Source organism: Lysobacter sp. TY2-98 (assembly GCF_003367355.1).
Lineage (GTDB): Bacteria > Pseudomonadota > Gammaproteobacteria > Xanthomonadales > Xanthomonadaceae > Cognatilysobacter.
On record NZ_CP031413.1, the window covers coordinates 270,318 to 292,317 of the forward strand.

Below are 22,000 nucleotides of genomic sequence, written 5' to 3' on the forward strand. Positions count from 1 at the left end.
ACGGCGTGCGGGATGTGACTGATTGCGCTGGCGCCCATTCCTCTTACGGCGTCCCATAATCTTGCCGAACAACTGCGCACACAGATCCGCTCTTTCATCCGCTGGTCGACGGCTCGAATCCATTACGACCTACCACTTGTCGGCTGCCGCGGCGGGGCTGTCAACGCCGACTAGCGCGCTGACGACGGTCGACGGATGTCCGCTTCCGACCTGAAGCGCACCTGCCCCCCCCAAGGAGCGCCGCCATTGTTGAACTCGGAGATGTCCAAGGCACGCCTGAGCGTGTCGGTTCGACTGTTCGTCGGCCAACCAGCGAAGCTGAGCCACTGCAGGTCTTCACCGCGGGAGCACGTCCAACCAATTCAAGCCCAACGCTCGTCCAGGCCGCCACCGCTGTCGCAGCTCCGCAGCGTCCGTCCGCCCATGATTCGGCCGTTCTGCGTGAGCAACTGAAGTGCCACGACGTGGAATGGCAGCATCACGGCATTGACGGCCTGGCTGCTGTAGATCAACGGAATCAGCGGCAGGGCCGCATAGGTTTCCAATGCCCTGTCGTCGGGCATTCACCCTGCGCCGTCTCACTAGGCCGCGTCGACCGACGGCGCCCATCATGCGCCGGCATGGTCTACCGCAATGGAACGACCTTCAGTTGAGCGCGCAGCTGTCGCTACCTGATTCGCAGCTCGTCGTCCGGAGCGCCGTAGGCGCTCCCTTGTTCATTGGGGTAAAGGTTTTGACGACGTTGTTCGAGTAGTCGGTCGGACTAACGGTGATCCCGCTAGACACCGGACTACAGGCGATGGCGACGAACGCCGCGCCGGTACGACCATCTGCGGCTTCGGCCACTGCGGTGTTCATCCACACCTTCGCTTCGGCGAGACATGCGCCATTAGCGGTGTGCTGGGTGTAATTGCGGTACTGCGGAAGCGCAATCGAGGCGAGGATGGCGATGATCGCGACCACGATCATCAGCTCGATGAGTGTGAAGCCCTGCTGCTTCTTCATGACGGTGTCCCCCTTCTCGAACCGCGAGGCGTGGCTGGCGGTGCGGCGAGGAACAATCTAGGGGGCCCCAAACGCGATTGGACGCCCTTGGTCGGCGATTTTCGGTTGTGGGATCGCGGTCACGCACAGAACCGACAATGCCATGTCCGCGATTGTCAGGTTCTGACCCCGATTGTCGTTGGCTGACGCGCGCCGGGGCCCGGCGGTCGGCTCGGGAGTGCGGGTTGCGCGAAATGGATTCGACGGTGTGCGGGCAGGCGGCCGACCTCGCCCGACTCGTCCGCATCAGCGTTGGTGCGACCTGACCTCCCGCGTCGGCGGATGCGCCTCGGTATTCAACACCACCCGGTCCAGATCCAGCGTGCCAGGGGCGCGAACAGCAGGTAGAAGTACTTGAAGGTTTCGGCCAGCACGAAGCTCTCCATCTCGTCGGCCTGCTTCCTGGTGGTCAGTAGCTCATCCGCAAAAACAGGCGCGAGCTTGCGAGGTCGCTCGATCATCAAGAAGAACGCCGACGTCCCGACCAGCAAAGCCAAGTGGCAGCCGCGTGTGCCGCGGTGGCGGGCGAACCGGGTACCGTCCTACCATGGGGTTCAGACTGGAGCTTCACCGGGGCCGCGCGATACAGCGGTCAGCAGTTCAATACGCTGGACAACAGCGACGTGAACAGCCACACCTGCTTCGGCGCCAGCGGTTCCTCGTGGTCCACGCACGCGTGCACTGCCGGGCGAACGCGCACGGGAGCGGCGCGGTCGGCGTCGACAACCTCGGCGATCGCACGTACTGGAACGTCCATCCATACAACCGGCGCACGCTGACCCTGGAGATGCGATATGACGACTGATCTCCGCCGAGGCGCTTTCGCGCTCGCCGTCGCGTCGCTGCTGTCCGCGTGCGCGAAGCCGGGCGCCGATACGGCTGCGACGTCGACGCCCACCGCAACGACGCCGGCGACCAGGACAGCGCCGCGAAGCGCGGTCGCGATGTCGCCCTGGACCTTGCCGATCGACGCGGCGCAGCAACCCGACCTTGCCGTCACACCCGACGGCTCGTTGCTGATGTCATGGATCGAGCAGACCGGTGACATGCAACGGCTGTGGTTCTCGCGATGGCGCGACGGGCGCTGGAGCGCGCCGCAGTCGATCGCGCAGGGCGAGGGCATCGGCAACGGTGCCGACACGCCGCACCTGCGGCAGACACCGGATGGCGCGCTGTGGGCGACGTGGCTGCGCAAGCGCGGCAGCGGCCACGCGCGCGACATCGTGATCGCGCGGTCGGCCAACGGGGGCCTGACCTGGTCGGCGCCGGCACCGGTGAACACCGATGGCACCGCGACGGAACACGGTTTCGCGTCGTTGTGGGCGGACGGGCCGGCTTCGCTCGGGGTCGCATGGCTCGACGGGCGTGAAACCGGCGGCGAACACGCTCACGACATGCACGCGATGCACGGCAGCGGCGGACACGGCGGCATGCACGACGCCGGACCCGAGCACGCCACCATGCTGCGCACCGCGGTGTTCGACGCGCAGCTCGCGCGTCACGACGAGTCGGTCATCGACACGGCGACCTGCGACTGTTGCCAGACCGATGTCGCCGTGCTCGCCGATGGCCCGCGCCTGGTCTATCGCGATCGTGCGCCAGGCGAGATTCGCGACATCGCGCTGCTCACACACGCGGGAAAGCGCTGGTCGTCACCGACACTCGTGCACGTCGACAACTGGCGGATGCCGGCGTGTCCGGTGAATGGTCCGGCGATTGCGGGTGATGCGCGCGATGTTTCCGTTGCCTGGTACACGATGCGCGGCGACACCCCGACCGTGCGTTTCGCGCGCAGCGCGGATGGCGGCGCGACCTTCGGCGATTCGATCGACCTCGCGTCGGCCGCCGACGTGCAGGGCCGTGTCGACGTCGCGCTCGACGCGACCGGTGCATGGGTCGCGTGGCTGACCGAAGCATCGGAGGCGCAGGCGTTGCATCTCGCGCATGTGCCGACAGCTGCTGCGGCGCCCGATCGAACGATGATCGCAGCGACGCTCGCCGGACGCGGCCGCGCCACCGGTTGGCCGCGACTGGTTGTATCGGACGGCACGCTGCACGCGGTGTGGACGGACGTCCACGACGGTCATCCGGTATTGCACGGAGCGACGATGCCGGTGCAGTGACGCGCGAGCGACGCTGTCCAGGCTGCACACACACGCGCCGCGCGGGGCGAGAGAAAGCCGCGGATGCTCGCGTCCCACGACTGCACGGCGCGTAGTGCGGACGGAAGTGCGCGGCCACGCTTCGGCGAGGTGCATGCACGCAAAAAAAAAACGGCGAAGGAAGATCCTTCGCCGTCGAGTTTGCTGCGTGGAGGCGCGGCCTACTTCGTGACCGTCAGCGTGCCCTTCATGATCGCGCTGTGGCCGGGGAAGGAGCAGAAGAAGGAGTACGCACCGCCGGCGGTGAGCTTCTTGCCGGGGAAGGTCGTCTTGGTGCTCGCACCACCGCCGACCATCGGCGTCGCGGCGATGATGCGCGCGTCGCCCTTCGGCAGATAGTGAGCGGCGGCGCCTGCAGCCATGCCGGCGGCCGCGACGGCCGGCATGTCGGCCGTCTTGGTGATCACGACGTCGTGGCCCATCGAGGTGATGGGCAACGTGCCCGTGTGCTTCAACGTGATGGTGATGGTGGGGCAGGCGGCCGATACCGTGGCGGCTTTCTGGTCGAACTGCATTTGATCATTCGCCTTGAGCGCGATCGTGCAGTTCGGCGCCGCTGTGGCGGCGCCTGCAAGACCGACGAGCGTGGTCGCGAGCAGGACGTGCATGGTTTTCATGATGGACTCCGTGGGATTCGCAGGGAGGGCGCGTGCGCATGGTGCGCGCAAACGGCGCGTCGCATGTTGATTCGGGTCAAATCGGAAAGCGGCCTGGAGCATGATTCAGGATGCGACAACACGCCGCTGCGATGAGTTGCTGATCGTCTCGGCTGCGGCCTGCTTCGCGCGCGCATTAACGCGACGCCCCCCATGTCAAATCGCGCGCGAGAAGCGCGGGCGGGCAACGGCGGCCGCCTTGTCCAGATAGGCGTCGAAGCACATCGCGATGTTGCGCAGGAGCATGCGCCCCTGCGCGGTCGCGCGGATCCCATCGCTATCCAGCTTCACGAGCCCGTCGGCCTCCAGCGGCGCGAGCTTCGCCATGCTCGAGCGGAAGTAGTCGCCGAAGCGGATGCCATAGCGGCGCTCGAGGGCACCGATCTGAATCTTTCCCTGGCACATCAGTGTCTGGATGAGGTCGGCGCGCAGCCGGTCGTCGTCGGACAGATGCAGTCCGCGGAACACCGGCAGGCGGCCGTCGTCGAGTGCGATTTCCCAGCTCGCGAGATCGCGCGGGTTCTGGCTGAAGGTGTCGCCGATGTGGCTGATCGCGCTCACGCCAAGGCCAATGAGGTCGCTGTCGGCATGCGTGGTGTAACCCATGAAATTGCGATGCAAGCAGCCGCGCGCCTGCGCCTGCGCGAGGTCGTCGTCGGGCAGCGCGAAGTGATCCATGCCGATGTAGACGTAGCCGGCCTGCGTCAGGCGCTGGATGGCGAGCATCAGCAGCGAAAGCTTCGTGTCGGGCGACGGCAGATCGGTGGCGTTGACCTGGCGTTGCGGGCGGAACAGGTCGGGCAGGTGTGCGTAGCTGTACACCGCGAGTCGATCGGCCCGCATGGCAAGCACGTCGTCGAGCGTCTGGCCGAAGCCGTGCAGCGTCTGCCGGGGCAGGCCGTAGATCAGGTCGATGTTGACCGAGCGGACGCCGTTCTCGCGACAGGCCTCGACCACCGCGCGCGTCTCGTCGACGCCCTGGATGCGATTGACCGCGCGCTGCACGGCCGGATCGAAATCCTGCACGCCCAGACTCGCGCGATTGAAGCCCGCGCACGCGAGTTCGGCCACCTCCGCCGGCGTGATGAAACGCGGATCGAGTTCGATCGAAATGTCGCGATCGGGCGCGTCGGACACGCGGAACTGCCGCTGCAAGCGATCCACGCACTCGCGTAGCTGGTCGGTCGACAGGAAGTTGGGCGTGCCACCGCCGAAATGCAGCTGGATGACGTCGCGGTCGCGGTCGAACAGCTGAGCCACGAGCGTGATCTCGCGATACAGCCGCGCCAGGTAGACATCGCCGCGTGTGCGATCGCGCGTGATGACGCGGTTGCAGCCGCAGTAGAAGCACGGGCTCGTGCAGAACGGCACGTGCACATAGACCGACAGGCGACGAGGGATCGGATCGCCGTTGCTGGCGTCGATGGCGGCGCGCAGGTCGGATTCGCCGAAACCCTCGCGGAACTGCGGGGCCGTCGGGTAGGAGGTGTAGCGGGGGCCCGGGCGGTCGTAGCGCTCGAGCAGTTCGCGGTCGATGGAGGCGTCGTTCGTAGCCACGGACGACACGCTATCGAGCCGGCCCGCATGCGGACTTGATCCGGATCAATCGCGGCGCGTCAGCTGCTGACGCGTCGCACCAGCTCGCCCTGCAACGTGCCGCCGCGGATGCGCACGATGGCGTGCACCGCCGTGCCGGGTGCCCAGTCGCGCTGCAACTCCTGCAGCTCGTGCGGCGTGGTGGTCAGGGTGAGATGCAGCGCTTCGTGTGTCGGCGCGCAGCCGGGGCGCGACCACGGCGCCAGTCGCACGCGCGCGGTCCAGTGTGCATCGGGCATCGCGCGTTCGGCGCAGACGCCTTCGGCCGCGACCGTGCCAGTGACCCGCACCGTCGACGCATGCAGGTGATGCAGGAAACGGGGGAACACGCCTACTCCGGCAGGCCGGCGGCTTCGGGCTGGTAGAGCACTTCCTTGACGCGCAGACGCGACGTGCGGCCACCCGGCATCTGCCAGTCGATCGCATCGCCCGCGCGCAGGCCGAGCAGTGCGGCGCCGACCGGTGCGAGCACGGAGACGTAAAGCGGCGAGGCGGCGGCGACGTCGGGATACACCACGCGTACGGTGCGCGCGGTGCCGGTGCTTTCGTCCTCGACGACGACGCTCGAATTCATGGTGACGACGTCGGCCGGAACGTCCTGCGCTTCGCGCACGTCGGCCCGCGCGATCTCGTTCTCGAGACGCTCCGCACCATCAGTGCCGGCGAACATGGGCGATGCGAGCATCGCTTCCAGTCGCGTGGCGTCACGAACGGACATGATCAGGCGCGGCGTGTCCATGGCGGCTCCCGAGTGGTGCGCGGCGAACGACGAATGAGCGCGAACCGTAGGTGCGCATCGCGCGTGGGGTCAATCGATCGCGTGGCTCGGCGACAGCGGATGTTCAGATCGCGCACAACAACGCGTCGTGCATGCGGTGGGCGATGCGACAGCGCGCGCATCGGGCGTGAGGTTTTGCGACGCAGCACGAGGCAACGCGTGCGCGACAACACGCAACGGCCAGCAACCAAGCAGCTGTTGCCGACTGACCCGTCGAGCCCAACGGACCGCCCGTCGGCTCATGACCAATGACCTAGACAAGATGGTCTAGACAAGCCGGTCTAGTCGATGCAGCATCGCCGCACGATCCCCGCGAGTCCGCCCGTGTCCGAAGCCCGCCGCAAGCTGCCCAAGCCCACACCCGCCGAACTCGAGCTACTGCGCGTGCTGTGGACTCTCGGCCCGGCGACGGTGAAGAACGTGCACCGCGCGCGTCAGGCCGAGCGGCCGGACATCACCTACGCGACGGTGCTGCGGCTGATGCAGGTCATGCACGGCAAGGGCCTGCTGCTGCGCGACGAGAGCCAGCGCTCCCACGTCTACAGCGCGGTGCAGAAACCCGACGCGCTGCGCACCGGCCTCCTCGGAGACCTCATCCAGCGCGCGTTCGCCGGCTCCGGCAAGGATCTGGTGATGGCGGCTCTGAAGGTGCATGTATCCGCCGAAGAGCGCGAGGAAATCCGTCGTTACCTGCGGGAGACCGGTGATGAGTGAGGCCTGGATCGACGCCGTGCCGCTGCTCGGGCGCGCACTCGTGCATTTCCTCTGGCAGGGCGCGCTGATCGGCGTCGCCGCGGCGGTACTGCTCGCTGCCATGCGTCGCTCTCGACCGCAGGCGCGCTACCTCGTCGGCTGCATCGCGATGCTGGCCTGCGTGCTCGCGCCGATCGCGACCATGATGCGCGTGTCCGACGTGGCGCCGGTCGGCGATGTCGTTGTCCGTGCGATCGCCGCGCGGGGCGTCGATACCGTGTCGACCTCGCCGACGGCGATGTTCGATGCGCTGATGCCGTGGCTGGTCGCGATCTGGGCCGGCGGCGCGGTGATGTTCGGCGCGCGCACGCTGGCCGGCCTCGCGTGGATCGAACGCCTGCGCCGTCACGCGCAATGCGACCTGCACGGTGTCTGGCAGGACCGGGTCGATGCGCTCGCCGGCCGCATGCATCTGCCGCGGGGCGTGACGCTGCGATTCGTCGACGATCTCGCATCGCCCATCACCGCCGGCTGGTGGAAGCCGGCGGTGCTGATGCCGGCGGCGCTCGCGACGCGCATGCCGGTCGCGCTGGTCGAAGCGCTGCTCGCGCACGAACTCGCGCACATCCGTCGCCACGACTACCTGGTCAACCTGCTGCAGGCCGTCGTCGAGGCGCTGCTGTTCTATCACCCGGTCGTGTGGTGGCTGTCGCGCCGCGTGCGCGCCGAACGTGAACTCATCGCCGATGCGCTCGCCGCCGAAGCGATCGGCGAGCCGCGCCGTCTGGCGGTCGCGCTGTCCGAACTCTCCGAACTCCACGCGGCGCCCCTGCCACGTGCCGCTCTTGCCGCCCGAGGAGGCGAACTCATGCCGCGCATCCAGAACCTGCTGCGTCCCGCGACGCCCGCCGCTGGTGGTCGTCTCGCCATTCCCGTCATCGCGCTCGTCGGGCTCGGCCTTGCGGTGTATGCGCAGGCCAGCGTCGCGCCGCAGGGGGCTGCTCCTGCCACGTCGACAACGCCGATTGTTGCCACCGCGCCCGCCGCGCGTGCATTGCCTGCGCCCGTCGCGGTGTCCGGTCCCGTACTCGCGCCGGCAGCGAATGCACAGGCCGCAGCCGACGCGGCGAGCGCATCGATCGCGCGAGATCCGTCGCCGAGTCGCGACCACGACATCGTGACGCGCGACGACGAGCACGAGATCGAACGTACCGTCGAACACGCGATGCTCGCGCAGACTGACGCGATGAAAACGGTGGCCTCCGCGCACGTACCGGATCTCGGTTCGCTCAATGTGGGCGACGATGCGATGACGTTCGATCGCAACGGCCGGCGCTATCGTGTGACGGATCCAGGTCTCATCGCTCGCGTCAACGCGGCCTGGCGCGACACGCAGGCGATCGGCGAGCAGATGAGCGCGCTGGGTGATCGCATGAACCAGCAGGGCGAGGTCATGAACCGCATCGGCCAGTCCATGAGCGCCGAAGCGAACAATCCCGAACGCAGCCAGGCGATGGCCGATGCCGAAATCGCATTGAACAAGGCGGCGAACGAATACGGGCGTCTCGCGGCGCAGGCAGCGCTCGCGGACAGCGACGCCACGCTCGCCGCACGCCTGCAGAAGCTGCAGGGCGAGATGGATCGCCAGAGCGCGATCATTTCGACGCAGGCCAAGCTCGCCGCCGCGCCGATGGCGGATTACGAGCGCCGCATGGCCGAAGCGTCGAAGCCGATGCACGAACTCGAGCAGCAGATGAAGCCCCTCGAGCAGCGCATGCGCGTCGAGACCGCGGCCGCGCGGCGCAAGACCGACGCGCTGATCGACGAAGCGATGTCGCGCGGTCTCGCGCAGCCGATCGAAACGCGCTGACGAAGCGTTACGCCGGCGGGACGCGCGGCATGCGTGCTTCCGCAGCGGCGAGCAGGGCGGCGACCGTGCGTTCCAGGCTCTGCACGTGCGCGGGCGACAGCAGGTCGCCCGCCGCGTCGAAGGCTTCCATGGCGCGCGCGACTGACACCATCGATGGCAGCACGCTCGCGCCCAACCCGAGCTCGAGCGACTGCCGCAGCGCCATCAGCCCGCGATAGCCGCCCAGGCCGCCCGGCGACGCTGCCGCCAGCGCGAAAACCGGGCCGCCGAACGCGGCGGGGATGCCGCCGTCCTCGCGCACGCGCGAAATCCAGTCGATGGTGTTCTTGGTCAGCGGCGGAATGCTCGCGTTGTATTCCGGCGTGACGATGAACACGCCCGCGGCGGTGCGGAATAGCGCGTGCAGCCGGCGTGCGGGTTCCGGTACGCCGTGTTCGGCTTCGAGATCGCCGTCGTACAGCGGCATCGCGTAGTCGCGCAGGTCGACATCGACCACGTCCGCGCCCTTGGCACGCAGTTCGCGCACCACCAGCGCTTCGAGTCGACGGTTGAAGGAGCCGGTGCGGTTCGAGCCGGGCAGGACGACGATGCGAGGGGCAGGCATGAGCGGCTCCCGTGGTGAAACGTCGAGCGTGCCACGCCGTCGCAAGATGCGGCGCGCCTTACGAATCCACCGTCGCGCTGCGCGGCCGGTTGGCGTGCGGCTGCTTTCGTCGTGACGATGGCGCATGGGGTGCCGCCGACCGTCCGTCTGGCGGAGGTCGCCACCGGTCCCGTCCGCCATGACCGTTCAGCCGCACAGGGGTTTCCCCCGATAGCCTGCCGGGCCGGGATACCAGTACGGTCCCCTCGTCGCTCAAGGGAACGACCGTGAAGCTCGATCTGTACCGACGCAGCGATGGTGCGCTGGTCGTGGTGCCCGCACGGTTCGCGCCCGACGTGCCGGTGCTCGCGCCCGGCGGCCTGCGTTACATCCGCACCGTCGATCGCGAACTCGCGACGCTCGGTGACGCGCTCGTGCTCGACATCGGCCTCAACGGCTATGCGGTCGCGCGTGGCGCGGACGAGGCCTTGTTGCGCAGCTGGCCCGGTGTGGATCCGCTGACGGCGTGAGGTGACGTGGCGTCAGGCCGCGTCGAACAGCTGCTGCAGCACCGCCTCGCCGTAGCGGTCGAGCTTGCTGCTGCCGATGCCCGGGATGCGTGCGAGTTCGTCGAGATCGGCGGGGTCGCCCTCGGCGATCGCGCGCAACGTGGCGTCGTGGAAGATCACGTAGGCCGGCACGTTCTGCTCTCGCGCGGTCTGCGCGCGCCATTCGCGCAGCGCCTGGAAACGCGCCAGCGATGCGGGATCCAGGTCGAATGCTTCCGCTTCGGAGGTGCGGCGATCGCGACGCGAACGCACCGCCGCCTTCGGTTCGGTGCGAAAGCGCACCGTCGTCTCGCCGCGGAGCAGCGGACGCGCAGCTTCGGTCAGGCGCAGCGCGCCGAAATGCTCGACGTCCACATCGACGAACCCGCCCGCCATCAGCTGGCGGAACACGCTGCGCCACTGGCGGTCATCAAGGTCCTTGCCGACACCGAACACGCTCAACACGTCGTGGCGGAACTGCGCGACCTTGTCGGTACGGACTCCACGCAAGACATCGACGAGATGACCGACGCCGAAGCGCTGCCCGGTGCGGTAGATCGCCGACAGCGCCTTGCGCGAGGCTTCCGTGCCGTCCCAGCTCTCGGGTGGCGACAGGCAGTTATCGCAATTGCCGCAGCCGCCCGCGCGCTCTTCCCCGAACCAGCGCAGCAGCGCCTGGCGTCGGCAGTCGGTGCTTTCGCAGTAGCCGAGCAATGCGTCGAGCTTGCGCAGCTCGAGGCGCTTGCGCTCTTCGCCCGCCTCGCCCTGTTCGACCATCTGCCGCAGGCTGACGACGTCGCCGAGCCCGTAGCTCAACCACGCCTCCGACGCGCCGCCGTCGCGGCCCGCGCGGCCAGTCTCCTGGTAATAACCTTCAACCGACTTCGGCAGATCGACATGCGCGACGAAGCGCACGTCGGGTTTGTCGATGCCCATGCCGAATGCGATGGTCGCGACCATCACGATGCCGTCTTCCTGCAGGAAACGACGCTGGTTGGCCGCGCGGATGGAAGCGTCCATGCCGGCGTGGTACGCCAGCGCCTTCATGCCGGCCTTGCACAGCTGTTCCGCCACCGATTCGACACGCTTGCGCGAGAACGCGTAGACGATGCCGCTCTGGCCCGGATGCCGCGCGAGGAAGTCCAGCAACTGGCGCGTGCCGCCGCCGTCCTTGGGCACGACGGTGTAGCGGATGTTGGGCCGATCGAACGAACTGACGAACTGCTTCGCGTCCTCGAGTGCGAGGCGTTCGACGATCTCGCGCCGCGTCGGTGCATCGGCCGTCGCGGTGAGCGCGATGCGCGGCACGTCGGGCCAGCGCTCGTGCAGCACCGTGAGCTGGCGATATTCGGGGCGGAAGTCGTGGCCCCACTGCGAGACGCAGTGCGCCTCGTCGATGGCGAACAGCCCGAGTTGCGCGCGATCGAGCAGCGACAGGAAGCGCCCGGTGAGCAGGCGCTCCGGCGCGACGTACAGAAGATCGAGTTCCCCCTGCAGCAGCTGGCGCTCGATCATCGCTGCGGTCTCGGCGTCGAGCGTCGAATTGAGATACGCGGCGCGCACGCCGACCTGGCGCAGCGCCTCCACCTGGTCCTGCATCAGCGCGATCAGCGGCGAGACCACGATCGCCACGCCGTCGCGCAGAAGCGCGGGGATCTGGTAGCAGATCGACTTGCCGCCGCCGGTGGGCATCAGCACGAGTGCGTCGCCGCCCTGGGCGACGTGGTCGACGATGTGCGCCTGCTCACCGCGGAAGGCCGTGTGGCCGAAGATGCGGTGGAGGAGGTCGAGGGCGGTGTCGGGCATCGCGGGGGCGGCTTCGGTCGTGACGGAAAGATGGGGTCGCGACATCGAGCCGCCTAGCGGAGCGCGACGCGTTCCGGCGTGGGAATTATCCGGTCTTCGGGTCTCAGGGACTGAAGCGGCGCCGATAGGCAGGGCAGGTCGCACCGTCGCGACGCGGCCGCGACCATGCAAATAAAGAGGGGCCGGCATTGCGCCGGCCCCTCGCGTGATCCGTTCAGCTCGTTCACTGCAGCAGCGAACGCAGCATCCACGCGTACTTCTCGTGCGTCTGCAGGCGCTGGGTCATGAGGTCGACGGTCGGATCGTCGCCGGCATCATCGGCCCGCTTGAGCACGGTTCGCGCGGTGCGGCAGACGCCTTCGTTGCCGGTCACCAGCTGGCGCACCATCTCGCGCCAGTCCACTGTCTCCGTCAGGCCGGGCTCCTCCGGCAGCGAGCTCAGGCGGATGAACTCCGCGTACGAGCCCGGCGCGTTGAAGCCCAGGGCGCGGATGCGCTCGGCGATGTCGTCGAGCGCCGCCCACTGCTCGGTGTACTGCGTCTCGAACATCACGTGCAGCGCATTGAACATCTGGCCCGTCACGTTCCAGTGGAAGTTATGGGTCTTGAGGTACAGCGTGAACGCGTCGGACAGGTAGCGCGACAGGCCTTCGGCGACCGCCTTGCGATCGTCTTCCTCGATCCCGATATTCACTGCGGGCATGCTGCCGGCGACCTGCACGCCGCCATTGCCGTTCTTCCCGGTTTCCTTCTGCATCTGCCTTCTCCGACGTCTTGCCGTGACTCCCGCCAAAATAGGGAGCCGCCCGGCCGTTGTGAAATCGAAATTTCGTCTTGAACCGATCCACGCCCTCTATCGATCCGCGTGACCTCCCGCTCGCGCGCCGCCGCCTCGATGACGCGATGACGCGTGATCGCGGCCGTCTGCACGGCCTCTGGATGCGCTGGAACCAGTCACCTGGCGACATCGCCCGTCGCGATGCCTTCGAGCGTGCGCTCGCGGCGTCGGTAGCGCAACGCGAGGCCCGCGCGCGCAACCTGCCGACCGCGACCGTCGACGCGGCATTGCCGATCGCGGCGGAGGCCGAGCGCATTGTCGACCTGATCCGTGAACACCCGGTCGTGGTGATCGCTGGCGAGACCGGTTCGGGTAAGACCACGCAGATCCCGAAGCTCTGCATCGCGGCCGGGCGTGGCGTCGCCGGCATGATCGGTTGTACGCAGCCGCGCCGGATCGCCGCACGCGCAGTGGCGCGTCGCGTTGCCGAAGAACTGAAGGTGCCGATGGGTGGCGCGGTCGGCTACCAGGTGCGCTTCACCGACAACGTCGGCGAGGACACCGTGGTCAAGTTCATGACCGACGGCATCCTGCTCGCGGAAATCCAGTCCGACCGCTGGCTGTCGCGCTACGACACGCTGCTCATCGACGAAGCGCACGAGCGCTCGCTCAACATCGATTTCCTGCTCGGTTATCTGAAGCAGCTGCTGCAGCGTCGGAAAGACCTCAAGGTCATCATCACCTCCGCGACGATCGATACCGCACGCTTCGCCGCGCATTTCCAGAATGCGCCCGTGGTGAGCGTCGAAGGACGCGGCTATCCGGTGTCGGTTCGCTATCGCCCACTCGAAGGCGAGTCCGACGCCACGTCGCGGACGCGGCGCGCGCCGTTGGCGGACGAGTCCTCGCGCGATGGCGCGCGCACCGTCAACGAAGCCATCGTCGCGGCCTGCGACGAAATCAGCTCCGAGGATGCACGCGGCGACGTGCTGATCTTCCTTCCGGGCGAGCGTGAGATCCGGGACGCGCACCAGGCGCTGGAGCGTCGCAAGTACCGCCACACCGAAGTGCTGCCGCTGTATGCGCGTCTGAGTGCGCGCGACCAGGATCGCGTCTTTAATCCCGGCCCGCAGCGCCGCATCGTGCTCGCGACCAACGTCGCCGAGACGTCGCTGACGGTGCCGCGCATCCGCTACGTCGTCGATCCCGGCTTGGCGCGCGTCAAGCGCTACAGCCCGCGCGCCAAGCTCGACCGCCTGCACATCGAGCCGGTCAGTCAGGCCAGTGCGAACCAGCGCATGGGTCGATGCGGCCGCGTCTCGGAAGGCACCTGCTATCGCCTGTATGCCGAGGCCGATTTCCAGTCGCGCCCGGAGTTCACCGACCCCGAAATCCGTCGCGCCGCACTTGCGGGCGTGATCCTGCGCATGCTCGCGCTCGGCCTCGGGCGCATCGAGGATTTCCCGTTCCTCGAACCGCCGGACCCGCGCGCGATCGCGGATGGCTGGCAACAGCTCGCCGAGCTCGGTGCGGTCGACGTCGATCGCAAGCTGACCGAGATCGGTCGTCTGATGGCGCGCATGCCGGTCGACGTCAAGCTGGCGCGCATGCTCGTCGCCGCCAACGCGCACGGCGTGCTGCGCGAGTTGCTGGTGATCGCCGCGTTCCTCGGTATCCAGGATCCGCGCGAGCGTCCGTCGGACCAGCGCGCCGCCGCGGACAACGCGCATGCCGAATTCGCCGACACGCGTTCGGAGTTCGTCGGCATCCTCAAGCTGTGGGACGCGTACGAGACGGCGCATGCCGACCTCACCCAGTCCAAGCTGCGCGCGTGGTGCGAGAAGCACTTCCTCGGCTTTCTGCGCATGCGCGAATGGCGTGAGCTGCACCGTCAGCTGAAGCTGATGGCGGAGGAACTGGGCTGGTCGGCGGGCCGTGCCGATGCGCCGGTGACGAGTGCGGGGCTCGCGTCGCCGCGTGCAGCGAATCGTGACAAGGCGGCGCGGCCGACGCGCAGCCACGGGGGGTTGCCCGTCGCCGCGCGAAGCCAGCCAACTTCCGCGCCCGCAGCGGCAGCGGCAGCGGTCGGCGCCTCCTCGTCACCAGCGAGCGGCGACGCGGAGATGGCGGCCGACAGCGGCAAAGCGGCCGCACATCACTTCACCAAGTTGCACCGCGCAATCCTCGCCGGTCTGCCGACGCAAGTCGGCCAGCGCACCGATCGCGGCTACGACGGCCCACGCGGTCGCAAATTCCAGCTGTTTCCCGGGTCGTCGCTGGCGAAAAAACCGCCGCCGTGGGTACTGTCCGCCACGCTGCTCGACACCGAGCGCGTGTGGGCGCTGACGAACGCGTCGATCGAGCCGCAATGGGCCATCGACGAACTGCCGCACCTGCTTGCGCGCCGGCAGAGCGATCCGCGCTGGTCGCGCTCGCAGGGGCGCGTCATCGGCAGCGAACAGATCTCGCTGTTCGGTCTCGTGCTCGCGCCGAAACGACCGATCCACTACGGCGCGCTGTTCCCCGAGGAGAGCCGGGTGATCTTCGCGCGCGATGCGCTGGTCACCGGCGAGATCAATACACGTTCGGTGTTCCTGAAGAAGAACCTCGCGACGTACCAGAAGGCCAAGGAGGAGGAAGCGAAACAACGTCGCGCCGGCCTGGTCGTCGACGAGGAATGGATGGCACAGTGGTACCTCGATCGGCTTCCCGCACACGTGCACAACGCGCAGGCGCTGGACGCGTGGTACGCGAAGCTGCCGGCGAACGAGAAGGCCGCGCTGGAGTGGTCGCTCGATGACCTGATGATCGGCGAGGCGACCACCGCGTCGCGCTTCCCGCCGTTCCTGCGCATGGGCGACGTGCAGCTCGCGGTGAAGTACCGCTTCGAGCCGGGCGCGGACGATGACGGCATGACGATCGCGGTGCCGCTGCACCTGCTCAACGCACTCGATGCACCGCAGCTGTCGTGGCTTGCGCCGGGCTTCGTCGCCGACAAGGCCGCCGCGCTCATTCGCTCGCTGCCGAAAGCGCAGCGGCGCAACTTCGTGCCTGCACCGGATTTCGCCAAGGCGTTCGCGGAGGCGCACGGCGCGTGGGCGAACGGCCGTCCCACCGAACCCGACGACATCACCGGAACGCTCGCGCGTTTCCTGTCGAAACTCACTGGCGTGCAGGTGATGGCGATGGAGTTCGACGCGGCGTCGATCAAGGCACATCTGCGGACGAACCTGCGCCTGCTCGATCGTGACGGCCGGCGCGTGCTCGCGGAGTCGCGCGATCTCGACGATCTGCGCGATCGCTTCGGCGCGCTCGCCGCGGACGCGTTCGCGGAGAAGGCGTCCAGCGGCCTCGCGCAGGACGGGCTGGCGACCTTCCCGGCCACGCGCATTCCCGACAGCGTGCGGGGCGCCGGCGGCATTCCCGCGTTCCCCGCATTGCAGGACGACGGCGCGACCGCGTCGTTGCACGTGTTCGCCCAGCGCGTCGAAGCCGAGCGCGCGCATCCCGCTGGCGTGCGCCGCCTGCTGCGCCTCGCCTTCGTCGATCGCATGCGTCAGGCGCGCAAGCAGTTGCCGGTATCGCCGAAGACCGCGCTGCTGTACGCGGCGATCGAGTCGGCGGCACCGCGCACCGGCGAAGCGGCCACGCTCAAGGAAGGCGACAGACTGCGTCTCGATCTCGTGGAAGGTGCATTCGACGCGTTGACGGACGACGGACTCGGCGCGATCCGCGATCCCGATGCGTTCGATGCGCGCCGCGAGCAGGTCGCCAAGCGCCTGTTCGCCGAAGCAACCGACCGCCTGCGTCAGGCCGAGGCGATTCTCACCGCGGTGGCCGATGTGCGCGCCAGGCTCGAGGCACCGCTGATGGGCTGGGCCAGCGGCAATCTCGACGACATGCGCGCGCATCTCGCCTCGCTGACGCCGCCCGGCTTCCTGCGTGACACGCCCGCGGCGCTACTGCGCGAATACCCGCGCTATCTCAAGGCGCTCTCACTGCGTGCCGAGCGTGCGCTGCGCGATCCCGCACGCGACCAGGCGCGCATGCTCGAGCTTCGACCGTTCGTTCAGGCGCTCGAAGCGGCGAATGCCGACGACCTCGCATGGCAGGAGTTCCGCCAGGACCTCGAGGAACTGCGCGTCTCGCTGTTCGCGCAGGAACTCGGTGCGCGTGGCGGGGTGTCGCCCAAGAAGCTCGCGCAACGGCTGGCGCAGTTGGCGCGCTGACGTCAGCGTTAGTGCAGTCTCAGAGCGATGGCGTTGCGCGCACCGCGCCACGCACGGCGATTGCAAACATGATCACAAGGATCAGTGCCCCCGCACCGAAGGCGCCACGGCACACGACCTCAGACGTCGCGATCCGCGCGCCGAACGCCAGCGTCGTGCACTGACGCGGTCCACTGCCGAACGCGATCCAGCCGGGCACGATGATCATTGCGCCGAGCAGCACGCAGACCAGCCACCGCACCAGGCCCTCGAGCCGCAACGCCTGGCCGACCAGGCAGCGGCCGGCGAGTCCGAACAACCCGAGCGCGGTGAAGACCACCCAGGCGGGCGCCTTCAGTTGCTCGGGATGTCCGTGCACCAGCGCCGCCATGCCGGCGGCGACGATCACCAGTCCGATGCCCACCGCGATCGGCGGGCGCGTCGTGCCCATCGGATCGCAGCGCGCGCTTACTTGACGCGCATGACCTTGGCGCGCGTGCCATATCCCTGCACGGCCATGTACCACGCGTTGCCGATCACGCTCGGCGAAATCGTGACGTTGGGATGGGTCAGGCGAACGCCGGCGAGCGTCGCCGAATCGATCTGGCGCCAGACCTGTCCATTGTCGAGCGTGTAGGTGCGACCCTGCTCGAAGCCACGGAACTCACCCGTCACCGCGCTCTTGATCGGATCGGTCGAGCCGAAGTTGAAGAAGCCGCGGTTGTCGTCCTCGACCTTCTTCTTCGCGCCGGCCGCGGCCTTCGCCGTTTCTGTTTCGATCGTGCGGCCGAGCCAGGTGTTGAGGTGTGCGAGTTCGTCGGGCGAGAGCTTGTCGAGGCCTGCGGCCTTGAACTCCTCGGGCGACATCTGCTGCTGGATCGGTGGCTGCGCTGCGACGGCCGCGCCGGTGCAGGCGAGGGCGACGGCGAGGACGAGGGCACGCATGCGAGCTGGAGCCATGAACTGTTCCTCCGGGCGGATGCGGGCTAGTGTAGACCGCTCCGATTCCCGTCTCCGCATGAACGCGCCGTCGCCCCCGCCGACGCATCCGCTCGCCGACGCACTCGCGCACCCTGCCGCCACGGTGCTGGCGGCGCCGCTGCGGACGGCGCTCGAATCGGCGGCGGTGGCGCCCGTCGGCACCGCGGCGTGGGCGCTGATCGAATCCACGCTCGGCTCGCTGGCCACGCTGGGCGGCGACAGCGACATGGTCGCCGCCACATTGGTGCATGACTGGCCCGGGCTGGCCGACGCATTGGATGCAGGATTCGGCGCGCGTTTCCCCGCCGTCGCCGCGCTGGTCGAGAGCCAGCACGCCGCGGAGCCCGTATCGGACCTGCACGCGCGCCATCCCGACGGCCGCGGCAGTGAAGGTCTGCGACGCCTGCTGCTGGCCATGGTGCGCGACCTGCGCGTCGTGCCGATCCTGCTCGCGCGGCAGCTCGCCCGCCTGCGTCTGGCGAACACGCTGCCCGAGGACGAGCAGCGCGCGCTCGCCGCACTCACGCGCGACATCCACGCGCCGCTCGCGAACCGGCTCGGCATCTGGCAGCTGAAGTGGGAACTCGAGGACCTCGCGTTCCGCTTTCTGGAACCGGCGACGTACCAGCAGATCGCGCGTCTGCTCGACGAGAAGCGCGTCGCGCGCGAACGCTACATCGAGGACGTCAAGCAGACGCTGCGCAACGCGCTCGACGCGCAGGGCATTCGCGCCGATGTCGCAGGCCGGCCCAAGCACATCTATTCCATCTGGAAGAAGATGCAGCGCAAGAACGTGCCGATCAGCGAGCTTTACGACCTGCGCGCCGTGCGAATCCTGGTCGACGACCTGGCCGCCTGCTACGCCGCGCTCGGCATCGTGCACGCGACCTGGGCGCCGATTCCCAGCGAGTTCGATGACTACATCGCGCGTCCCAAGCGCAACGACTACCGCTCGCTGCACACCGCGGTCGTCGGACCGGAGGGCAAGACGCTCGAGGTGCAGATCCGCACGCACGACATGCATCGTCAGGCCGAGCTGGGCGTCGCTGCGCACTGGAAATACAAGGAGGGGGGCGGGCCGGGCGGTTCGAGCGCGAATGCCGCCGCCGCGTTCGAACGGAAGATCGCGTGGATGCGTCGCCTGCTCGACGCCGCGGGCGAGGAGGGCGCGCTTGCCGGCGAACTCGACAGCGAACTCGTCGAGGACCGCGTCTACGTGCTGACGCCGAAGGGCGAGGTCGTGGATCTGCCCGCGGGCGCGACGCCGCTCGATTTCGCCTACCACGTGCATACGGAGGTCGGGCATCGCTGCCGCGGCGCGAAGATCGACGGCCGCATCGTCCCGCTCGATCACAAACTGCGCAGCGGCGATCACGTCGAGATCCTCACCGGCAAGGTGTCGGAGCCCCGGCGCGACTGGCTGGTCGCATCGAACGGGTTTCTCGCGAGTGCGCGTTCGCGCGAGAAGGTGCGCACCTGGTTCAACCGCCTCGATCGCGAACGCAACGAGCAGGCCGGTCGCGACATGCTCGAAAAGGAACTGCGCCGGCTGTCGATGTTGAATGCCGACCTCGCGCCGGCACGTGAGCGCTTCCACGCAGAGAGCGACGACGACCTGTACGTGCTGGTCGCGCTCGGCGACGTCGGCCCGCATCAGGTCGGACGCGCGCTGCTTGAGCACGAACGCGCGGCGCGGGACGCGGCGATGCCGGTCGCCCCTTCCACGATCGTCGCACCGGAGCGTCACAAGCCGCGGAGTCGCGACGGCGAGTTTACGGTCGAAGGCGTGGGCAACCTGCTCGTGCAGCTTGCGCGCTGCTGCCAGCCGCTGCCGGGGGAGGGGATCGTCGGCTACCTCACCAAGGCGCGCGGCGTCAGCGTGCATCGGCCCGACTGTGCGGCGTTCGAGCGCCTCGCCGCGGCGCAACCGCAACGCGTGTTGCCGGTGGAGTGGCGGCGCGCCGGCAGTTCGTACGATGTCGATGTCGAACTCGTGGCGATCGACCGCAAGTGGCTGTTGAAGGAGGTCACGAACGTCGTCGCGCAGAACGGCGTCGGTGTCAGCAGCCTCAACACCGAACACGATCGCGGTGGCGCGCGGGTCACGCTGCGGCTTCGCCTGCGCGTTGCCGACTACGGCCAGCTGTCGACGGTGCTCGGCAAGCTTTCGGCGCTGCCGGGCGTGGAGCAGGCCCGCCGCGCCTGATCAGTCGAGCTTCAGCGCGCGACGCACCGCGTCGCGTGCGGCGTCGGCGGAAAAGTGGCGACGCACGTTCTCGAGACCATTTGTGGACAGGCGATTCCACAGCGCCTCGTCTTCGTAGGCGCGCAGCACGGCATCGGCGAACGCCTGCGGCGTATCGGCAACCAGGACGTCCTCGCCGTCGCGCAGGTGCATGCCTTCCACCGCGCAAGAGGTCGCGACCACCGGTTGGCCGTGCGCCATGCTCAGGTTGACCTTGCCCTTCACGCCGGCCCCGAAACGCAGGGGCGCGATCGACAGCCGCACGTTGTCCATGAACGGCGCGAGTTCCGGCACGTGACCGTGTAGCTGAATGCCGTCGATGCTGGCGAGCGCGGCAATTTCCGCGGGTGCATCGGCGCCAATGCAGTGGAAAACCAGATCTCCGCGTCGCGTGCGCAGCAGCGGCCACACCTCGCGCGCGAACCACATCACCGCGTCGACATTCGGCGGGTGTCGGAAGCCGCCGACGAACACGAGGTCGTGGCGCTCTGCGAACGACCCACCGGCGCCGGCCACGTCGTGCACGTTCGATACGACTTCGATGGTGGCGCCCGCGGCTTCCACGCGCAGCAGATCGCGCTCGACCGAGCTGACCACCAGCGTGACGTCGCTGCGGCCGATCACGTCGAGCTCCGCCGCACGCGTGCGTTCGGCGGCACGAAGTGCGATCGAGTCGTTCGCCAGTTCCGCCGCACGCTTTTCGCGCAGGAAGTGCAGGTCGACCGTGTCGAAGACGACGCGCGCACCCGGCATCGCCTTGCGCACGATCGGCAGCACGGACCGTGCGACCGGGTGGCGGCACAGCCATGCGGTGTCGAAGCGATGCCCATGACGACGCAGCCACGCCGCGATGCCGCCCGTGGACGCGGTATCCCACGCCTCGACACCAAGCGCGCGCAGTCGCGCCAAGGCAGTATCGTCATGACCGGGACCGATCTGCACGAACGCGACATGCGCGCCCGCGTCGAGCATCAGGCGCATGAGGTTCACGAGGCGCAGTGAACCCGAATCGCGCTGGGGATCCGGCAGGTATTCGTCGACGACGACCACCGCCCGTCCGCGACCGAATGCAGCAACGTCGGGATTGCCGCCCGGTGCCGGCTGCGACGCGAGCGCATTGCGCCACTTCTCCGCGAACTTCGATTGGTTTGCGATCTGGTACGCCTTCATGCCGCGCCGCAGGTCGGTGCCCGCGGTTACGCCCTCGCAGTGCAAGACGACCGATGCCGGCTGATAGCGCACCGCGCGGCCCTGCGCACGCACCGCGAAGGCGAGGTCGGTGTCTTCGAAATACGCAGGGCGATAGCGGACGTCGAAACCGCCGATGGCGGCGAACAGCGCGCGGGGGATCGACAGTGCTGCGCCGGATACGTAGTCGGTTTCGCGCATGACCTCGAAGCGCGGATCGCGAGGTTCCTCAAATCGCCCGTAGTTCCACGCGCTGCCGTCGGCGAACACGATTCCCCCGGCTTCCTGCAGGCGCCCGTCCGGATAAACCAGCTTCGCGCCCACGATGCCGGTGTCGGGATGGGTGTCGAACGTGGACAGCAATGCCTCGAGCCAGCCCGGCTGCGGAACAGTGTCGTTGTTGAGGAAGACGAGCACGTCGCCGCGCGCGACGGACGCGCCGTCGTTGCAGGCGTCGATGAAACCGCCGTTCGCCGCGCGTCGCACATGACGCAGGCCGGTGATCTGCGGCATCAGCGTCGCGGTGGCATCGCTCGACGCGTCGTCGACCACGACCACTTCGTGGGGTGTGGACGGCGGGTGTTCGGCGAGCGCGCGCAGGCAGGTGAGCGTGTGCTCGACCTGGTTGAAGACCGGGATGACGATGCTGGCCCGTGGGGCGTCGCTGGTGGCCAGCGCGAACGGCGCAAAGGGGCGGGACGCCGGGTAGTAGAGCGCTGTGGACCGCGGACGCGGCGTCGGCCGCACGTGGTCGCCGATGCGGCGAAGCGTCGAGGCGAGGCCGCGCTGGCGCAGGCTGGTGCTGGCGCGCCGTGCCAGCCCCATCGCGCGTACGAGCGAAAAGCGCAGTCCGTCCCAACTCAT

At 68.3% G+C, this 22,000-nt stretch carries 20 protein-coding genes; 6 read left to right on the plus strand and 14 right to left on the minus strand.

All coding sequences use genetic code 11. The features are described from left to right. Nucleotides 1–362 precede the first annotated feature (362 nt). The 4 genes from DWG18_RS01335 to DWG18_RS15090 form a co-directional block, all read right to left on the minus strand. Nucleotides 363–563 carry a hypothetical protein gene (locus DWG18_RS01335; protein WP_115644719.1) on the minus strand — a complete coding sequence of 67 codons (201 nt, stop codon included), beginning with the start codon at nucleotides 561–563 and terminating at the stop codon, nucleotides 363–365. A gap of 82 nt (nucleotides 564–645) precedes the next feature. After that, nucleotides 646–1,005: a prepilin-type N-terminal cleavage/methylation domain-containing protein gene (locus DWG18_RS15640; protein ID WP_115644720.1), complete on the minus strand. Its 360-nt coding sequence runs from the start codon at nucleotides 1,003–1,005 to the stop codon at nucleotides 646–648. A gap of 335 nt (nucleotides 1,006–1,340) precedes the next feature. Further along, nucleotides 1,341–1,505, minus strand: coding sequence for a glycoside hydrolase family 47 protein (locus DWG18_RS01345; RefSeq protein WP_205289385.1), 165 nt, complete (start codon nucleotides 1,503–1,505; stop codon nucleotides 1,341–1,343). Nucleotides 1,506–1,636: 131 nt separating this feature from the next. Further along, nucleotides 1,637–1,801 carry a hypothetical protein gene (locus DWG18_RS15090; protein WP_162823642.1) on the minus strand — a complete coding sequence of 55 codons (165 nt, stop codon included), beginning with the start codon at nucleotides 1,799–1,801 and terminating at the stop codon, nucleotides 1,637–1,639. A 187-nt stretch (nucleotides 1,802–1,988) separates the two neighbouring features. On the opposite strand from DWG18_RS15090, the gene DWG18_RS01350 reads away from it, so the two are divergent. Further along, the gene (locus DWG18_RS01350) at nucleotides 1,989–3,167 is read left to right on the plus strand and encodes a sialidase family protein (protein WP_162823643.1); all 1,179 of its coding nucleotides are present in this window, start codon (nucleotides 1,989–1,991) and stop codon (nucleotides 3,165–3,167) included. 200 nt (nucleotides 3,168–3,367) lie between these two features. Here DWG18_RS01350 and azu read toward each other — a convergent pair whose 3' ends face one another. The 4 genes from azu to rnk all read right to left on the minus strand — a co-directional run bounded on the left by azu (nucleotide 3,368) and on the right by rnk (nucleotide 6,197). After that, the gene (gene azu, locus DWG18_RS01355) at nucleotides 3,368–3,823 is read right to left on the minus strand and encodes an azurin (protein WP_115644722.1); all 456 of its coding nucleotides are present in this window, start codon (nucleotides 3,821–3,823) and stop codon (nucleotides 3,368–3,370) included. A 195-nt stretch (nucleotides 3,824–4,018) separates the two neighbouring features. Next, on the minus strand, nucleotides 4,019–5,419 hold the full coding sequence (hemN, locus tag DWG18_RS01360; RefSeq protein ID WP_115644723.1) for an oxygen-independent coproporphyrinogen III oxidase: 1,401 nt from the start codon (nucleotides 5,417–5,419) through the stop codon (nucleotides 4,019–4,021). A 59-nt stretch (nucleotides 5,420–5,478) separates the two neighbouring features. Continuing rightward, the gene (locus DWG18_RS01365) at nucleotides 5,479–5,787 is read right to left on the minus strand and encodes a hypothetical protein (protein ID WP_115644724.1); all 309 of its coding nucleotides are present in this window, start codon (nucleotides 5,785–5,787) and stop codon (nucleotides 5,479–5,481) included. 2 nt (nucleotides 5,788–5,789) lie between these two features. Next, nucleotides 5,790–6,197 (minus strand): nucleoside diphosphate kinase regulator, encoded by a 408-nt coding sequence (gene rnk, locus DWG18_RS01370; protein ID WP_115644725.1) that lies wholly within the window; start codon nucleotides 6,195–6,197, stop codon nucleotides 5,790–5,792. A gap of 363 nt (nucleotides 6,198–6,560) precedes the next feature. Here rnk and DWG18_RS01375 point away from each other — a divergent pair, with 363 nt between their 5' ends. Continuing rightward, the gene (locus DWG18_RS01375) at nucleotides 6,561–6,950 is read left to right on the plus strand and encodes a BlaI/MecI/CopY family transcriptional regulator (RefSeq protein ID WP_205289386.1); all 390 of its coding nucleotides are present in this window, start codon (nucleotides 6,561–6,563) and stop codon (nucleotides 6,948–6,950) included. Next, complete coding sequence (locus DWG18_RS01380) at nucleotides 6,943–8,799, plus strand: M56 family metallopeptidase (protein ID WP_162823644.1); 1,857 nt, start codon at nucleotides 6,943–6,945, stop codon at nucleotides 8,797–8,799. Before DWG18_RS01375 ends, DWG18_RS01380 begins: the two co-directional genes overlap by 8 nt. Before the next feature lie 7 nt (nucleotides 8,800–8,806). On the opposite strand, the gene DWG18_RS01385 is transcribed toward DWG18_RS01380, so the two are convergent. Next, complete coding sequence (locus tag DWG18_RS01385; RefSeq protein WP_115644727.1) at nucleotides 8,807–9,403, minus strand: NAD(P)H-dependent oxidoreductase; 597 nt, start codon at nucleotides 9,401–9,403, stop codon at nucleotides 8,807–8,809. Between the two features lie 266 nt (nucleotides 9,404–9,669). On the opposite strand from DWG18_RS01385, the gene DWG18_RS01390 reads away from it, so the two are divergent. After that, nucleotides 9,670–9,912 carry a hypothetical protein gene (locus DWG18_RS01390; protein WP_115644728.1) on the plus strand — a complete coding sequence of 81 codons (243 nt, stop codon included), beginning with the start codon at nucleotides 9,670–9,672 and terminating at the stop codon, nucleotides 9,910–9,912. 12 nt (nucleotides 9,913–9,924) lie between these two features. On the opposite strand, the gene recQ is transcribed toward DWG18_RS01390, so the two are convergent. Both recQ and DWG18_RS01400 read right to left on the minus strand, forming a co-directional pair. Next, the gene (gene recQ / locus DWG18_RS01395) at nucleotides 9,925–11,736 is read right to left on the minus strand and encodes a DNA helicase RecQ (RefSeq protein WP_115647972.1); all 1,812 of its coding nucleotides are present in this window, start codon (nucleotides 11,734–11,736) and stop codon (nucleotides 9,925–9,927) included. Between the two features lie 223 nt (nucleotides 11,737–11,959). Next, nucleotides 11,960–12,493, minus strand: a complete 534-nt coding sequence (locus tag DWG18_RS01400; RefSeq protein ID WP_115644729.1) for a Dps family protein — start codon at nucleotides 12,491–12,493, stop codon at nucleotides 11,960–11,962. A 98-nt stretch (nucleotides 12,494–12,591) separates the two neighbouring features. Here DWG18_RS01400 and hrpA point away from each other — a divergent pair, with 98 nt between their 5' ends. Next, nucleotides 12,592–16,743 carry an ATP-dependent RNA helicase HrpA gene (gene hrpA / locus DWG18_RS01405; protein ID WP_255417417.1) on the plus strand — a complete coding sequence of 1,384 codons (4,152 nt, stop codon included), beginning with the start codon at nucleotides 12,592–12,594 and terminating at the stop codon, nucleotides 16,741–16,743. A 19-nt stretch (nucleotides 16,744–16,762) separates the two neighbouring features. On the opposite strand, the gene DWG18_RS01410 is transcribed toward hrpA, so the two are convergent. Further along, nucleotides 16,763–17,173 (minus strand): hypothetical protein, encoded by a 411-nt coding sequence (locus tag DWG18_RS01410; protein WP_115644730.1) that lies wholly within the window; start codon nucleotides 17,171–17,173, stop codon nucleotides 16,763–16,765. A gap of 17 nt (nucleotides 17,174–17,190) precedes the next feature. Continuing rightward, nucleotides 17,191–17,667, minus strand: coding sequence for a hypothetical protein (locus tag DWG18_RS01415; RefSeq protein WP_240318562.1), 477 nt, complete (start codon nucleotides 17,665–17,667; stop codon nucleotides 17,191–17,193). 73 nt (nucleotides 17,668–17,740) lie between these two features. Between DWG18_RS01415 and DWG18_RS01420 the strand changes: the two genes are divergently transcribed. Continuing rightward, the gene (locus DWG18_RS01420; RefSeq protein ID WP_115644732.1) at nucleotides 17,741–19,909 is read left to right on the plus strand and encodes a bifunctional (p)ppGpp synthetase/guanosine-3',5'-bis(diphosphate) 3'-pyrophosphohydrolase; all 2,169 of its coding nucleotides are present in this window, start codon (nucleotides 17,741–17,743) and stop codon (nucleotides 19,907–19,909) included. On the opposite strand, the gene DWG18_RS01425 is transcribed toward DWG18_RS01420, so the two are convergent. Then, a complete protein-coding gene (locus DWG18_RS01425) occupies nucleotides 19,910–22,000 on the minus strand; it encodes a glycosyltransferase (protein WP_115644733.1) in 2,091 nt (696 codons plus the stop codon).

Bases quoted from the DNA above. Each gene is read 5' to 3' on its own strand.
- DWG18_RS01335 (WP_115644719.1), bottom strand. From the start codon at position 563: ATGCCCGACGACAGGGCATTGGAAACCTATGCGGCCCTGCCGCTGATT.
- DWG18_RS15640 (WP_115644720.1), bottom strand. From the start codon at position 1,005: ATGAAGAAGCAGCAGGGCTTCACACTCATCGAGCTGATGATCGTGGTC.
- DWG18_RS01345 (WP_205289385.1), bottom strand. From the start codon at position 1,505: ATGATCGAGCGACCTCGCAAGCTCGCGCCTGTTTTTGCGGATGAGCTA.
- DWG18_RS15090 (WP_162823642.1), bottom strand. From the start codon at position 1,801: ATGGACGTTCCAGTACGTGCGATCGCCGAGGTTGTCGACGCCGACCGC.
- DWG18_RS01350 (WP_162823643.1), top strand. From the start codon at position 1,989: ATGTCGCCCTGGACCTTGCCGATCGACGCGGCGCAGCAACCCGACCTT.
- azu (WP_115644722.1), bottom strand. From the start codon at position 3,823: ATGAAAACCATGCACGTCCTGCTCGCGACCACGCTCGTCGGTCTTGCA.
- rnk (WP_115644725.1), bottom strand. From the start codon at position 6,197: ATGGACACGCCGCGCCTGATCATGTCCGTTCGTGACGCCACGCGACTG.
- DWG18_RS01380 (WP_162823644.1), top strand. From the start codon at position 6,943: ATGAGTGAGGCCTGGATCGACGCCGTGCCGCTGCTCGGGCGCGCACTC.
- DWG18_RS01385 (WP_115644727.1), bottom strand. From the start codon at position 9,403: ATGCCTGCCCCTCGCATCGTCGTCCTGCCCGGCTCGAACCGCACCGGC.
- recQ (WP_115647972.1), bottom strand. From the start codon at position 11,736: ATGCCCGACACCGCCCTCGACCTCCTCCACCGCATCTTCGGCCACACG.
- DWG18_RS01400 (WP_115644729.1), bottom strand. From the start codon at position 12,493: ATGCAGAAGGAAACCGGGAAGAACGGCAATGGCGGCGTGCAGGTCGCC.
- DWG18_RS01410 (WP_115644730.1), bottom strand. From the start codon at position 17,173: ATGGGCACGACGCGCCCGCCGATCGCGGTGGGCATCGGACTGGTGATC.
- DWG18_RS01415 (WP_240318562.1), bottom strand. From the start codon at position 17,667: ATGCGTGCCCTCGTCCTCGCCGTCGCCCTCGCCTGCACCGGCGCGGCC.
- DWG18_RS01420 (WP_115644732.1), top strand. From the start codon at position 17,741: ATGAACGCGCCGTCGCCCCCGCCGACGCATCCGCTCGCCGACGCACTC.
- DWG18_RS01425 (WP_115644733.1), bottom strand. From the start codon at position 22,000: ATGAGTTGGGACGGACTGCGCTTTTCGCTCGTACGCGCGATGGGGCTG.